9 protein-coding genes are annotated in these 14,769 nt (G+C 62.0%); 6 read left to right on the top strand and 3 right to left on the bottom strand.

Annotated features, from left to right (window positions below; translation table 11 throughout):
- Positions 1-120 precede the first annotated feature (120 nt).
- The 5 genes from gyrB to BCAL_RS09375 all read left to right on the top strand — a co-directional run bounded on the left by gyrB (position 121) and on the right by BCAL_RS09375 (position 8,765).
- On the top strand, positions 121-2,229 hold the full coding sequence (gene gyrB, locus BCAL_RS09395) for a DNA topoisomerase (ATP-hydrolyzing) subunit B (RefSeq protein WP_420796828.1): 2,109 nt from the start codon (positions 121-123) through the stop codon (positions 2,227-2,229).
- A gap of 69 nt (positions 2,230-2,298) precedes the next feature.
- The gene (gene gyrA / locus BCAL_RS09390; RefSeq protein WP_043166259.1) at positions 2,299-5,022 is read left to right on the top strand and encodes a DNA gyrase subunit A; all 2,724 of its coding nucleotides are present in this window, start codon (positions 2,299-2,301) and stop codon (positions 5,020-5,022) included.
- A 77-nt stretch (positions 5,023-5,099) separates the two neighbouring features.
- Positions 5,100-5,753 (top strand): DUF3566 domain-containing protein, encoded by a 654-nt coding sequence (locus BCAL_RS09385; protein WP_081887406.1) that lies wholly within the window; start codon positions 5,100-5,102, stop codon positions 5,751-5,753.
- Positions 5,754-6,772: 1,019 nt separating this feature from the next.
- Complete coding sequence (locus BCAL_RS09380) at positions 6,773-7,705, top strand: carbohydrate ABC transporter permease (protein WP_043260093.1); 933 nt, start codon at positions 6,773-6,775, stop codon at positions 7,703-7,705.
- Positions 7,706-7,760: 55 nt separating this feature from the next.
- A complete protein-coding gene (locus tag BCAL_RS09375; RefSeq protein WP_043166680.1) occupies positions 7,761-8,765 on the top strand; it encodes a carbohydrate ABC transporter permease in 1,005 nt (334 codons plus the stop codon).
- A gap of 290 nt (positions 8,766-9,055) precedes the next feature.
- Here BCAL_RS09375 and BCAL_RS09365 read toward each other — a convergent pair whose 3' ends face one another.
- Both BCAL_RS09365 and BCAL_RS09360 read right to left on the bottom strand, forming a co-directional pair.
- Positions 9,056-10,450: an ATP-binding protein gene (locus BCAL_RS09365; RefSeq protein WP_043166678.1), complete on the bottom strand. Its 1,395-nt coding sequence runs from the start codon at positions 10,448-10,450 to the stop codon at positions 9,056-9,058.
- Positions 10,451-10,614: 164 nt separating this feature from the next.
- Positions 10,615-11,634, bottom strand: a complete 1,020-nt coding sequence (locus tag BCAL_RS09360) for a LacI family DNA-binding transcriptional regulator (RefSeq protein ID WP_152600389.1) — start codon at positions 11,632-11,634, stop codon at positions 10,615-10,617.
- A 218-nt stretch (positions 11,635-11,852) separates the two neighbouring features.
- Between BCAL_RS09360 and BCAL_RS09355 the strand changes: the two genes are divergently transcribed.
- Entirely contained in the window at positions 11,853-13,199 is a 1,347-nt protein-coding gene (locus BCAL_RS09355) for an ABC transporter substrate-binding protein (RefSeq protein ID WP_043166677.1), read from the top strand.
- A gap of 177 nt (positions 13,200-13,376) precedes the next feature.
- On the opposite strand, the gene BCAL_RS09350 is transcribed toward BCAL_RS09355, so the two are convergent.
- Positions 13,377-14,438 carry a LacI family DNA-binding transcriptional regulator gene (locus tag BCAL_RS09350; protein WP_043166675.1) on the bottom strand — a complete coding sequence of 354 codons (1,062 nt, stop codon included), beginning with the start codon at positions 14,436-14,438 and terminating at the stop codon, positions 13,377-13,379.
- Positions 14,439-14,769 lie beyond the last annotated feature (331 nt).

Raw genomic sequence — 14,769 nt, 5'->3', positions numbered from 1 at the left:
AGACGAGTAGAATCACATGCAGTATGGTCAAAACGCTCCAAGACCCCTTAGAATGCGATTTTGGGGCAAGGACCCGCGAAACAACCCTTCGCGTGAAGTGAAATTGCAGGAGGAAGCCCTGTGGCGGATTCGTTGGACAAAGCCGAGAGCAAGGAAGAACAGCTCAAGGCCGCGGACGAACATATCAACAACACCGAATTGCAGGAAGGCGAGCTTGACGAGTCGATGACCCCCGAGCACTACGACGCCTCCGATCTCAAGGTGCTCGAAGGCCTCGAGGCGGTACGCATCCGCCCGGGCATGTACATCGGTTCTACGGGTCCGCGCGGCCTGCACCACCTCGTCTACGAGATCGTCGACAACTCCGTCGACGAGGCGCTCGCCGGCTACGCCAGCCACATCGAGGTGTCGATCCTGCCGGACAACGGCATCCGCGTCGTCGACGACGGTCGAGGCATCCCGGTCGACGAGGTGCCCGGCGAAGGCATCTCCGGCGTCGAGACGGTCATGACCAAGCTGCACGCCGGCGGCAAGTTCGGCGGCGGCGGATACGCGGTCTCCGGCGGTCTGCACGGCGTCGGCATCTCCGTGGTCAACGCCCTGTCCACGCGCGTCGACATCGAGGTGCGTCGCCAGGGATTCCACTGGACGCAGACCTACATCAACCAGCACCCGACCGCGCGCCTGGCCAAGGGCGAGCCGATGGGCGAGGACGAGTCGACCGGCACGTCCGTCACGTTCTGGGCGGATCCGGCGATCTTCGAGACCACGGTCTACGACTTCGAGACCCTGCGCGCCCGCTTCCAGCAGATGGCGTTCCTCAACAAGGGACTCAGGATCACCCTGACGGATCTGCGTCAGCCCGATCAGGCCGGCGACGAGATCACCGGCGAGGACGGTGACGGCGAGTCCGACGGCGTGCGCCACGAGACCGTCACCTACCAGTACGCGAACGGCATCCAGGACTACGTCGCCTACCTCGTCAGGTCGCGCAAGTCGACGCCGGTCGAGGACGAGGTCATCAACTTCGACGCCGAGGATCTGAAGCTCGGCATCTCCGCCGAGATCGCGATGCAGTGGACCACCGCCTACTCCGAGTCGGTGCACACGTTCGCCAACACGATCTCCACCACCGAGGGCGGCACCCACGAGGAGGGCTTCCGCGCGGCGCTGACGGGTCTCGTCAACCGCTACGCGCGTGAGAAGAGCATCCTCAAGGACAAGGACGAGAACCTCTCTGGCGACGACGTGCGCGAGGGCCTGACGGCCGTGGTGTCCGTCAAGCTCACCAACCCGCAGTTCGAAGGCCAGACGAAGACCAAGCTCGGCAACTCCGAGGCGAAGACCTTCGTGCAGCGTGTGATGACCGACAAGCTCGGCGACTGGCTCGACGCCCACCCGAGCGAGGCGAAGAACATCATCCAGAAGGCGATCGAGGCGTCCCGCGCGCGCATCGCCGCGAAGAAGGCGCGCGAGAACACGCGCCGCAAGTCGATCTTCGAGTCGGCCGGCATGCCGGACAAGCTCAAGGACTGCCAGTCCAGCAATCCGGAGGAGTGCGAGCTGTTCATCGTCGAGGGCGATTCGGCAGGCGGCTCCGCCATCCAGGGCCGCAACCCGATCACGCAGGCGATCCTGCCGCTTCGAGGCAAGATCCTCAACACCGAGCGCGCCAGCCTCGACCGCATGATGAAGTCCGACACCATCGAATCGCTGATCACCGCGGTCGGCGGCGGCTACGGCGAGGACTTCGACCTGTCGAAGGTGCGCTACCACAAGGTCATCATCATGGCCGATGCCGATGTCGACGGCGCGCATATCGCCACGCTGAACCTGACGCTGTTCTTCCGCTACATGCGCCCGATGATCACCGCCGGATACGTGTACGTGGCCATGCCGCCGCTGTACCGCATCAAGTGGACCAAGGGCGCGCACGACTTCGTGTACACCGACTCCGAGCGCGACCGCGTGCTCGCCGAAGGCAGGCAGAAGGGCCGCCAGCTGCCCAAGGGCGAAGGCATCCAGCGCTACAAGGGTCTGGGTGAGATGAGCTATCAGGAGCTGTGGGAGACGACCATGGATCCGGAGCATCGCGTGTTGAAGCAGGTGCAGATCGAGGACGCGGCTGCGGCCGACGAGACGTTCTCGATGCTCATGGGCGACGAGGTCGAGCCGCGTCGTCTGTTCATCCAGCGCAACGCGCGCAACGCCGCCTGGATCGACGCCTGATCCGTCAGACATCTGACGAATCCAGCGAAGTCGAAGCTCGAAGTCACAGTCACAAAGGAATGTTAAGAAGTGGCAGACGAAACCAATAACACGATCAACCCGGACGACAACGCCGGGAACCCGGAGCTGAATCCGGGCGAGGGCTCGATGGAGCCGTTGAGCCCGCAGGAGGCCGACAACACCGACTACGGCCTGATGACCGGCGAACGTATCCAGCGCAAGGATCTGCGCGCCGAGATGCGCGAGTCCTACCTCGCCTACGCGATGAGCGTCATCGTCGACCGCGCCCTGCCGGACGTGCGAGACGGCCTGAAGCCCGTGCATCGCCGCGTGATCTACGCGATGTACGACGGCGGCTACCGTCCCGACCGCGGCTACAACAAGTGCTCCCGCGTCGTCGGCGACGTGATGGGCAAGTACCACCCGCACGGCGACTTCGCGATCTACGACACCCTCGTGCGCATGGCCCAGTCGTGGTCGATGCGCTACATGCTCGTCGACGGACAGGGCAACTTCGGCTCCCCCGGCGACGATCCGGCCGCCGCCATGCGTTACACCGAGTGCCGCATGGCGCCGCTGTCGATGGAGATGGTGCGCGACATCGACAAGGACACCGTCGACTTCGTGCCCAACTACGACGGCAAGACCGAGGAGCCGACCGTGCTCCCCTCGCGCTTCCCGAACCTGCTGGTCAACGGCTCGTCCGGCATCGCCGTCGGCATGGCCACCAACATCCCGCCGCACAACCTGCGCGAGGTCGCCGACGGCGTCCACTGGGCGCTCGAGCACCCCGAGGCGAGCCGCGAGGAGCTGCTCGAGGCCCTGATCGCCCGCATCAAAGGCCCGGACTTCCCCACCGGAGCCACGATCCTCGGCCACAAGGGCATCGAGCAGGCGTACCGCACCGGCCGCGGACTGATCACGATGCGCGCCGTGGTCAACACCGAGGAGATCAAGGGGCGCATGTGCCTCGTGGTCACCGAGCTGCCGTACCAGGTCAACCCGGACCGTCTCGTCGTCTCGATTCGCGAGGCCGTGCGCGATGGCAAGATCCAAGGCATCGCCGACATGCGCGACGAGACCTCCGGCCGCACCGGCCAGCGCCTCGTGCTCGTCCTCAAGCGCGACGCCGTGCCGAAGGTCGTGCTCAACAACCTGTACAAGCACTCGCAGCTCCAGCAGACGTTCGGCGCGAACATGCTCGCCCTCGTCGACGGCGTGCCGCGCACCCTCTCGCTCGACGCGTTCGTGCGCCACTGGGTGTCCCACCAGCTCGACGTGATCGCCCGCCGCACCGCGTACTTGAAGCGCGAGGCCGAGGAGCGCGACCACATCCTGCAGGGCCTGCTCAAGGCGCTCGACGCCATCGAGGAGGTCATCCGCCTCATCCGTTCCAGCCAGGGACGCGAGGACGCCCGCCCCAAGCTCATGGAGTTCCTCGACATCGATCAGGTGCAGGCCGACGCGATCCTGTCCATGCAGCTGGTGCGACTGGCCAACATGGAGGCGCAGAAGATCATCGACGAGCACAACGAGCTGCAGCGTCGTATCGCCGACTACGCCGACATCCTCGCCAAGCCGGAACGCCAGCGCACGATCGTCGGCGAGGAGCTCGACGAGATCGTCGCCAAGTACGGCGACGACCGTCGCACGCGCATCCTGCCGTTCTCCGGAGAGATGACCGACGAGGACCTGATCCCCGAGGAGAACGTGGTTGTCACGGTCACGCACTCCGGCTTCATCAAGCGCACCAAGGCCGACGAATACCGCGCGCAGCACCGCGGCGGCAAGGGCATCAAGGGCGCCAAGCTGCGCGAGGACGACGTGGTCGACCACTTCTTCCTCACCTCGACGCACAACTGGCTGCTGTTCTTCACCAACAAGGGCCGCGTGTACCGCATCAAGGCGTACGAGCTGCCCGAGGGATCGCGCGACTCCAAGGGCCAGCACGTGGCGAACCTGCTGCAGTTCGGTCCGGACGAGACCATCCAGGCCGTGCTGTCCATTCCGAACTACGAGGTGACCAAGTACCTGGTGCTCGCCACCCGCTCCGGCAAGGTCAAGAAGACCGCGCTCTCCGAGTACGATTCGCCGCGTCAGGGCGGACTCATCGCCATCCGACTGATGGCCGACGAGAACGGCGAGAACGCCGACGAGGTCATCGGAGCCGCGCTGTGCAACGCCGAGGACGACATCATCCTCGTCTCTAGGCAGGGCATGAGCCTGAAGTTCGAGGCGAACGACGACCAGCTGCGTCCTATGGGCCGCCAGACCGCCGGCGTGCAGGGCATGAAGTTCCGCGAGGGCGACGAGCTGCTCGCGATGGACGTCGTGTGGGGCGACACCGACAAGGACCTCCTCGTCGTCACGAACGAGGGCTTCGCCAAGCGCTCCGCGATCAGCGAGTACCGTCTCCAGGGGCGCAACGGCCTCGGCATCAAGGCCGTGCAGCTGGCTGAGGGCCGTGGATCGCTCGTCGGCGCGCTCGTCGTGTCCGAGGACGATCAGGTGATGGCCATCATGAAGTCCGGCAAGGTGATCCGCTCCGACGTGGCCGAGGTCAAGCGCACCGGCCGCAACACCCAGGGCGTCACGCTCGCCAAGCCCGACAAGGGCGACGAGATCATCTCGATCGCGCTGAACGCGGAGAAGGACGACGATGCCGCCTCGGGCGATGACGAGGCCGTGAATCAGCCGGCTGAGGTCCCGTCGGCTGAGACCGGCGTCCAGTCGGATGTCCAGTCGGATGTCCAGACGACGGAGAATGTGAACAACCTTACGGATGGCGAGTAATCGTCTGTAAACGTTGCTAGTCTCGGCTACAGATTTCATCTCACGCCTACAGACCAGCGGAATCGTGAAGGAGCAATATGAGCGACAACCGAGAAGAGCAGCGGGAGGGCGCCGTGCCCGAAGTGGCGCTGCCGGAGCGTCCCGAGTCCGGAGCGACGACCGCGATCCCGACCGGCGAACAGCCGGCCGAGCAGCCCGCGTCGTTCACCGAGGCGTCGGCTGAGCAGCCCGCGTCCGTGCCCGTCGAGGAGCATTCGCCGCGCGTGGCGCGTTCCGCGTCCAACAAGCCGGTGATCGGCGAGGCCGGTCGCGGTGCCGAGTCGGCCTCCGGTGCGCCGGTACGTCCGGGCGTTCGCCGCGGCACCCCACGTGCCCGTCGCATGAACCTGTCGCTCACGCGCCTCAACGTGTGGAGCGTGGCCAAGGTGTCGTTCATGATGGGCGTTGCCGGGGCGATCATCCAGATCGTGGCCGCCACGCTCGTGTGGCTGCTGCTGAGCGCGGTCGGCGTGTTCGGCCAGATCACCAACATCGTGGCCTCCACCGGTCTCGACACCGGCGGTGTCGACCTGACCAGCGTGTTCTCGCTGCCCACCGTGCTGTCGGTGGTGACGATCCTCGCGATCGTCGGCATCGTCCTGTGGACCCTGCTGTGCACGATCCTCGCCGCGATCTACAACGTGGTCAGCTCCCTGGTCGGCGGCATCCACGTCACCCTCGGCGACGACTGATCCCGGGCCAGTACGGGCCAGTTGATGGTACTGGCCAGTTGATACTGACCGGTACCCGGACGGTGGCCCGGGCTGCTGGCCGGTCGGTGGTACTGGCAGTGGTTTGGGCGGACGGTTTCCGGTTGGTTTCCGTTTGCTGACCGTCCGGTAGTACTGGCGGTGGTCTAGGTGGCTGGTTTCCGGTCCGGGCCCATCCCCATCATCCTTCGAAAGGCTCCCCCACGGGAGCCTTTTTCGTATCCGGGGTGGCTTGTGGATGACTCGTGGTGACCGGTGCCGGTGTATGTATTATTCCCCGGAATACCCATGGTGGTGACCGGTGATGTGGTGCTGGCGGGCCGGTGGTGTGGTTGTCTGTGTAGTTTCCCCGTGGGATACACCCTGGTCCCCTGATGTAGGTTTCCTCTGGAGTACCTATGGCGGCCGGTGTCGTACGTTCCCTGTGGGTGCCTACGGTGCCGGTGGTGGGGTGCCGTGTACGTTCCCCGTGGGCATAACCCTCGGTGTCACCGAGAACGTACGTTCCCCCATCGTCAGCGTACGTTTGTTCGGGTCATTATTCGTGCCATCCGGCAGAACGTACGCTCACTCTCGGTAAGAGTACGTTCTGCCGGATGGACTCCGAGAAAACCCCGCCGGACGTATGCTGAGTCGTGGTAGACGTACGTTTTTGCGGGTAGGGGATGAAAAGCTCCCGTTGGACGTACGTTGATCCGTCGTCAGTGTACTTCCAATGGGATCGGGCTTGAACTCCCCGTCGGGTGGTGTCGGTCACGCAGAACAGGGCGTCGCATGCGCACCTGCGATTCGTATCGCAAGCTGTGCATCCACACTTCTGGGGACGATGATTGGTAAATCACCATCCCCAACCAGTAAATTGATAAAGTAAATTCGTTACCAAAATGATATGAATGCGGTGTGTAACCGGTCACAAGAGTGCTATAGTTAATCGTGTGACCGGTTGCAGTGCCGGTTGTTCGATGTCGAGGAACAGCTCTTTCAAAGGAGAGGAGTCGATAATGGCTTCAGCACAGGCTTTGGCCGCTGCGGTGCCCACTGGGTCGTCCGTGGCGCGGGAGAATAGGCATAAGCCGGATTGGCGTGGTTGGAAGTTCATGGCGCCGTTTGCGGTGGTGTTCGTGTTCGTGTTCATCATTCCGATCGTGTACGCGATCTATATCAGTTTCTTCAAGAAGCAGATGATCGGCGGCACGAAGTTCGTTGGTGTGGAGAACTACCTGCGCCTGTTCGGTGACGCGCAGTTCTGGAGTTCGGTTGGTCGTGTGGCCCTGTTCACGTGTGTGCAGGTGCCGATCATGCTGTTCCTGTCGGCGTTGATGGCGTTGGCGTTGGATTCGATGAAGCTGCATGGCACGAAGTTCTTCCGTATCTCGACGTTCCTGCCGTATGCGGTGCCCGCGGTGGTGTCGACCCTGATCTGGGGTTTCGTGTATGGCGCGAAGTACGGTCTGGTGGGTTCCCTGAACGATGTGCTGGGCACGAATCTGGATATGTTCGCGCCGAGCGTGTTGCTGGCGTCGATCGGCAACATCGTGACGTGGGAGTTCACGGGCTATAACATGCTGATCTTCTACAGCTCGCTGTCGACGATCCCTCATTCCCTGTATGAGGCGGCGTCGATTGACGGCGCGTCGGAGTGGCAGATCGTCAAGAGCATCAAGCTGCCGGAGTTGAAGGGCAGTCTGGCGATCACGGTGATCTTCTCGATCATTGGTTCGTTCCAGTTGTTCAACGAGCCTTCGATTTTGCAGAACATGGTGCCGGGTAATGCGATCACGACGTATTACACGCCGAACATGTACGCGTACAACCTGAGCTTCAGCGGTAACCAGTCGAATTATGCGGCGGCGTTGGCGATCACGATGGCGGTGATCACGATGGCGATCGCGTACGCGGTGCAGCTCAACAGCATGAAGGAGCAGATGAAGTGATGCGTGGCATGGTTTCGATGATGGTGTCCGTGGTGATGGTGAAGGAGCGTGCGTGATGAGTGCGGTGTCGGCTACCCCCGGTCGTATGAGCGCGGCCGAGTTCAAGGCCCAGGAGAAGGCCGCCAGGCAGGCGGAGCGCGAGCGTCAGAGGCGTGTCGCGAGGGATGAGGCCGCGGAGCGCAAGCGTGCGCAGAAGAGCGGTTTCGCGAATGTGAACAATCCGCGTCGTAGTGTGTGGATGACGGTGGTGTGCGCGATCTTCGCGGTGTACTGCCTGTTCCCGTTCGTGTACCTGCTGATCAACGCGACGAAGACGCAGGCGGACTTCACGAGCACGTTCGGCCTCGGGTTCGGCAAGAGCTTCGCCCTGTGGGACAACATCGTCACGGTGTTCACCTACCAGGATGGGATCTTCGGCCGCTGGCTGATCAACACCCTCCTGTATGTCGTGGTGGGTGCGGGCGGCGCGACCCTGCTGGCGATCATGGGCGGCTACGCCCTCGCGAAGTTCCGTTTCCCGGGCAGGAAGGCCGTGTTCGCGGTCATCATCGGCAGTATTTCGGTGCCGGGTATCGCGCTGGCGGTCCCGCAGTTCCTCCTGTTCGCGAAATTGGGGTTGACGAACACGCCGTGGGCCATGATCATCCCGAGCCTGATCAGCCCGTTCGGCCTGTACCTGATGTGGATCTTCTCGGATCAGGCGGTGCCGACGGAGCTGCTGGAGGCTGCGCGTGTGGATGGTGCGTCGGAGTTTCGTACGTTCTGGCAGATCAGTCTGCCCTTGTTGGCGCCGGGTATCGTGACGACGTCGTTGTTCACGATCGTGGCGACGTGGAACAACTACTTCCTGCCGTTGATCATGTTGAAGGATGCTGACTGGTATCCGTTGACGATCGGTCTGAACCAGTGGAAGGACCAGGCGTCCACGGCTGGTGGTCAGGCGATCCAGAATCTGGTGATCACGGGCTCGCTGATCACGATCATCCCCTTGGTGATCGCGTTCCTCGCTTTGCAGAAGTACTGGCAGTCCGGCCTCGCCGCCGGCGCAGTCAAGGAATGATCAGTTCGCCTCGGCTTCATTAGGTATCACGTCGGCCGGGCACGGGGATTGTCCTCATGCCCGGCCGACGTTTTCATTGTTCCGGTGTTCCGGTGGCCGGGGCGTGGGCGGATGCGTCATGTTCGACACGCTCCGGGCCGCTCTGGCCAAGTCTTTACGGTCGGACACGACGCATCCGCCCACGCCCCTCGTTTCGCTGTTCCGTTGCGTATGCATGGTTGCGTGTGCAGGTTGGCTAGATGGGACAAGGCGATGCGTTGGTACGGGTCCATGCAGTGCGGAGCCGGTTGTCACATGTCGTCGAAGGAGACGAGCGTGACGGCGGTGTCGTTGCGGGCAGCGTTGCATACCGGTTCATCGAAGCCGGACTTGGAGAAGAGCATGTAGTGGCTGTCGTCGGCGTGCAACAAGTCAGCGCGGTGCTGCAACGTCTCAAGCTCTCTCATACCGCTGGGGATGCTACGCCACTTGCATTCACAGAACAGCATCCGTTTCGGATCGTCCCCCGCTCCTACGATATCGATCTCCTCCTGACTACGGGTGCGGGGATCGGCTCCCCACCATCGACCGGTTTGCAACAGCAGGAACGGGAGGTCGTCGGTCCCGTTCCTCATCCACAGCCATTGCGTACAGATGTCCTCGAACACCTGGCCCATGAAATCGGTGATCGAACGCATGATACGGTCGGCCGCAAGATCGGATCGACCTGATTGAATCAGTGACATATTCATCGGTACGAAGCGATACCAGAACCGGAAGAACGAGTCTTCGATCCTGTAGATGGTTTTGCGCGGCGAATCCTGCTGGAACGGTGTCTCCTTGCGCACGATGCCCAAATCGATCAGATTGCGCAAGTATGTGGAACAGTTGGACGTTTCCATATGGCAGGCCGTTGCTATGGTGTTCGAGCGTGAGGCGCCCGAGGCGATCGCCTGGATGATGGCGTTGTATTCAGCTGGATTGCGAAGCTCCTGCTTGAGCAGGTTATCCGGTTCCTCGAATAGATAGCAATCGGGGTCGATGATGTTCCAACGTATGTTATCGCGAATGGTCATGGAGTCATCGATCTGATTCAGGTACTGCGGGATGCCGTCCGTCAGCCCATAGGCAATCGCCGCATCCTCCGCGCTGAACCGTGGCAGGAACCGTCGGACATCCGTGTATCCGAATGGTTCCACCTTGATCTGTGCAGTACGACGGCCATACAGCGGGCTTTCATAGCCGAGCACCTGACGTTCCATGAACGACATGGATGAACCGCACAGGATAAGCATGAGTCGGCTGTCGTCTTTATGGCGGTCGATTGCGTGCTGCAGCACCGAATTGGCCGACCGATCGGCTTTGGCGAGATATGGATACTCGTCGATGACGAATGCGATACGTTGCGTGCGTGCAAGTTCGAAGACGGCATGCAAAGCCTCCTCGAAATTACGGAATATGGGTGCCGATTCCATCGCGGCATCACCCTTCTCGAACAGGGCGATACTGCGGCTGAGTGCTTCGAGATTCCGTGACTCGCTGGACTCGATGGCGGAGAAGAAAATGGTCGGTCTGCCGTTGAGGAACTCATTGATCAGCGTGGTTTTGCCGACGCGTCTTCTGCCGTACACGACGACGCATTCAAAGGCGTTGGTACTCCAGCGGCGTTGCAGGGTGGCGAGTTCGCGATGTCTGCCTATGAACATAGTCCCGGCCCCTTCTCCGATTTATAGAATCGTAATTTACTAAATCACGATTCTATAAATCAGAGAAGAGAGATGCAACATGGACGTATGCACATCGGTTTGGACGGGCTGGTTCAGCGGTGATGGGTGTTTCACGTGAAACGCTCACAGGGCTCCTCGATGTTTCACGCCGACTGGCGCTCGATGATCGAGGTGGGTAGGAGCTTGATGTAGTGATCCTCCACCTGCTCGCCGCGCATCATCTTCAGCAACAGTTCGGCCATCGTCTGGCCGTGCAGGATCGAGTCCTGTCGGACCGTGGTGAGTTTCGGATTGGCGAGGATCGCCATCGGGGAATCGTCGAAACCGGTCACGGCGATGTCGTCCGGCACATGGTATCCGAAGCGCGTGAGCTGGTTGATCACGCCGACCGCGATATTATCGTTTGCGCACACGAACCCGTTGATGTGGTCGAGCATCGGCTGGAACTCGACCGCGGCCATCTCGCCGCTGGTGATCTCCCAGTCGTCGGCGTAGTAGACCTGGCGTTCGTCGAACCGCTCTCCCATCGCCCGCTTGAACCCCTCGAGGCGGTTCACCGCGGATGGCGAATAGCCCGGTCCGCACACATACGCAAGATTCGTGCGTCCCTTGTCGAGAAGATACCGGGTGATGTTGAACTGTCCGTCCCGGTTCGTGAAGTCGACTGCCGGATACGGCAGGTCACCTCGGTCCCCGGCCTCCGAACGCACCACCGGACGGCTGATGTTGAGGAACGTGTTGGCAAGTGAGTTGTCGTTGCTCAGCGAGAACAGCAGGTAGCCGTCGGCGAAGTCGCTGCGCACCAGCTTGGCGATGCGCTCGGTCGACTCGTCCGAATTGGCGATGAGCGTGACCATCTGGTAGCCGGCGTCGCCGAGCGTCTGATTCGCGCCGGTCATCGCCTCGCTGACGCTGGTCTGCACGATCGTCTCGTTCGATTCGACCTGAATGATCAGTGCGATGGTGAACGTGCGCTGCTGCGCCAGCGACTGCGCCGCTCTGTTCGGTGTGTACTCAAGTTCCTTGATAGCCGCCGCGACGCGTTCCGCTGCATCCTTGGAGACGTGGTCGTTGCCGTTCAGGTATCGGGATACGGTGCCGTAGGAGACACCCGCATGCTGCGCCACGTCACGTATCGTAACCTTCTTCCTTGTCGTTTTCATATACGTCATCGTATTCACCTCTCTGCTCTCTGTCTGATGCCGTGCTTCGTTGCCGTGTGCCACTGCAAGCAGGCGTCATCACGCTCCTTGTTCTTCGTCGAAGCGACACGCGGATTGTGACCGGTTACATACCAGTGTATACTCATTGCTGTAACCGGTCACACGGAGTGTTGTGAGGCCGGGAGAACAAAGCCTCAAGGAAGAGAAAGGCAAGTAACATGAGCTTCTCGATGAAGAAGTCGGTGGCACTGATTGGCGCCGCAGCCATGCTGGTTTCCGTTGCCGCGTGCGGCGAATCATCGTCGTCCTCCAGCCAGGGCAGCGCCGGCGACGCCAGCGGCGACGTCACGCTGAACCTGTGGGCATGGGAGCCCACCCTCAAGCCGGTCATCGAAGCGTTCCAGAAGAAGTACCCGAACATCAAGATCGACTTCAACAACACCGGTAAGGCCGACACCACCGTCACCTCACTGAACAACGCGATCCAGGCCGGCAGCGGCATCCCGGACGTCGTCCAGCTCGAGTACATGACCATCCCGCAGTTCGTCATCGGCGAGCAGAGCCAGCTGGCCAACATCAAGGACAAGACCTCCGGCTTTGACAGCTTCTACACCCCGGGAACGTGGAACTCCGTGAACATCAACGACGGCGTGTACGCGCTGCCGATGGATTCCGGCCCGCAGGCCATGTTCTACAACAAAGCCACCTTTGACAAGGCCGGCATCACTGAGGTTCCGAAGACCTGGGACGAGTACTACGAGGCCGCCAAGAAGATCCATGCCCTCGGCCCGAACTACTACATCACCGCCGACACCGGCGACATCAAGGTGATGACCGCGTTCCTGTGGCAGGCCGGCGCCAAGCCGTACGAGTCCAAGGGCGAGAACGTTACCATCAACTTCAAGTCCGACCCCGAGGTCAAGACCGTCGCCGAGTACTGGCAGAAGCTGATCGATGAGGACCTCATCAACACGAAGGTCGCCACCTGGGCCGACGAGTGGAACCGCGGCATCGGCGACGGCACCATCGCCTCCATCTTCGAGGGCGCTTGGATGCCGGCCAACCTGGTCTCCAACTCCGCCGCCGCGAAGGGCAACATGCGCGTCGCCCTGCAGCCGAACTGGGACGCCAGCAAGCCGTCCAACGGTGAGAACGGTGGTTCCGCGCTGGCCGTGACCGCCGCCTCCAAGAACCAGGACGCCGCCTACAAATTCATCGAGTTCGCGAACCACAGCAAGGAAGGCATCAAGATTCGTACCGACGGCGGTGCGTTCCCGGCCGACAAGGACACCCTGAAGGACGCCGACTTCCTCAAGGGCTCCGACGAGGTTCGTGCCTACTTCGGTGATCAGGACTACAACCAGGTCCTCGCCGAGGCCGCCAACCAGGTCACCTCCTCCTTCCAGTTCCTGCCCTACGCCGGCCAGGCCAACACCATCTACGGCGATTACGTCGGCAAGGCCTACACCGACAAGTCCACCACGCTCATGAAGGGCCTGTCCGCCTTCCAGGACGCGCTGGTCAAGTACGGCAACGATCAGGGCTTCACCGTCAAGGAAGGCTGATCCTGAGCCTCTGCTCTCCCCCAGTCAGCTGTGCTGACAGCCCCTCGTCAGAGGGGGCTCGGGAGGGTCGTGGCTAATCCGGGGAAGGCCGATCACCTTCCCCGAATCCCTCTCATACTTCGCATGAATCTCCTCTCATCCGGCCGGGGTTCCGCTTCACGCGGACCCCGGCTTTTCCTATTGCGCGGCCGGCGTGAAGCTGTCACGCACCACCAGCTTCGTGGACAGGAGCGTGTGCTGTTTGATGTCGGTGTCGTAGCTCAGCGAGTCGGACAGCGTGTGCAGCGCGGTGCGGGCCAGCGCCTGCTGGTCGATGTCGAACGTGGTGAGCGTCGGCGAGGTGTACTGTGCGATCGACTGGTTGTTGATGCTGATCAGTTCCACATCGCGCGGTACGACGATGCCCGCCTTGGTGAACGACTGCAGCACGCCCACGGCCAGCGAGTCGGTGGTCACGATGAAGCAGTCCGGCAGGCTGCCGTGCGCGCCATTGTGCGAGCCTTCGGCCGTGTTATCGGCCGCGTCGCCGGTGAACGCCTCGACAACCCTCTCCCCTAGCTCGCGCCCGTTGTCGACGCTCACCGGGCCGCCTACGAACAGAAGCCCTTCGGTCGGCAGTCCGAGCCGCTCGCACCAGTTGCGCCAGGCCATCGTGCGGATGTCCTCCGGGTATTCGTGTCCGCCCATCATGCGCCCGGTGCCGCCGATCAGGCCGATGCGGCGCATGCCGCGCGCCATCGCGAAGTCGAGCGCGTCAAGGATTGTCTGCGGCAGGTCCGGCTGGACCGAGTCGAACAGGTTCGGCGCGGGATTGACGTCGATGAAGACGCCGTGCGGCAGGGCGTCGTGCAGGCGCTTCAGCTCGGGGTACGGATACAGCTGCGAGCCGATCGCGATGAACCCGTCGAACTGGTTCGCGTTGTCGATTAGATGGGCGATTTCGGTGTGGAACGACAACGTCACATGCAGCTGCTGCGCGGTGTCGAGCAGGGTCGAGCGTAGTTCGCGGTAGTACGCGTTGTTGAGTTCCTCGTCATCGGTGATGCCGTCGAGCACCGCCACATCGCGCATCGCGACGAACTGGCGATCCTGCGGTTCGTAGCCGAGGCGCTCGCTGACTTCGAGGATCTTGCGGCGCGTCTCCTCCTTGACCGAGAAGGTCGGGTCGCCGTTGAGCAGGCGCGAGACGGTCGCCGGTGAGAATCCCGCCTGTTTCGCGATTTCCTTGATTGTGACCATATGCTGTTGCTGCTCCTTCGCAGGGCGGCTCGTGCGTTTGATGCCGCCCTCAAGCTGACTGGTAATGCGTTTACTAACGTCCATCCTAGCGCATGGGTGCGCTCGCGGTGTCGATTCGCTGTGTGTCAGCCGGACTGGTTCTATCTGACACGCCGGAGATGAAAGAGGAGAAGATCATCACGACGATGCTAGGGCGTTATAGTCGATGTTGCCGAGCGGTGTATCGAGGCTGGTGTGGATGCCGCGCTCGTGCGAGTCGGTGGTGATGGCCGGACCATACTGAATGGGAGGACAGCTCCCTACCTTCATTTTGGTAAATGCTTATCTAAAT

The sequence above is a fragment of the Bifidobacterium callitrichos DSM 23973 genome (genome assembly GCF_000741175.1).
Classification (GTDB): domain Bacteria; phylum Actinomycetota; class Actinomycetes; order Actinomycetales; family Bifidobacteriaceae; genus Bifidobacterium; species Bifidobacterium callitrichos.
The sequence above is the reverse complement of the archived record's forward strand: the minus strand, read 5'-3'. Positions and strand labels throughout refer to the sequence as shown.

What these genes read in the sequence shown, in the direction of transcription:
- BCAL_RS09385 (WP_081887406.1), top strand. Translation starts at nt 5,100, where the DNA reads ATGAGCGACAACCGAGAAGAGCAGCGGGAGGGCGCCGTGCCCGAAGTG.
- BCAL_RS09380 (WP_043260093.1), top strand. Translation starts at nt 6,773, where the DNA reads ATGGCTTCAGCACAGGCTTTGGCCGCTGCGGTGCCCACTGGGTCGTCC.
- BCAL_RS09375 (WP_043166680.1), top strand. Translation starts at nt 7,761, where the DNA reads ATGAGTGCGGTGTCGGCTACCCCCGGTCGTATGAGCGCGGCCGAGTTC.
- BCAL_RS09365 (WP_043166678.1), bottom strand. Translation starts at nt 10,450, where the DNA reads ATGTTCATAGGCAGACATCGCGAACTCGCCACCCTGCAACGCCGCTGG.
- BCAL_RS09360 (WP_152600389.1), bottom strand. Translation starts at nt 11,634, where the DNA reads ATGAAAACGACAAGGAAGAAGGTTACGATACGTGACGTGGCGCAGCAT.
- BCAL_RS09355 (WP_043166677.1), top strand. Translation starts at nt 11,853, where the DNA reads ATGAGCTTCTCGATGAAGAAGTCGGTGGCACTGATTGGCGCCGCAGCC.
- BCAL_RS09350 (WP_043166675.1), bottom strand. Translation starts at nt 14,438, where the DNA reads ATGGTCACAATCAAGGAAATCGCGAAACAGGCGGGATTCTCACCGGCG.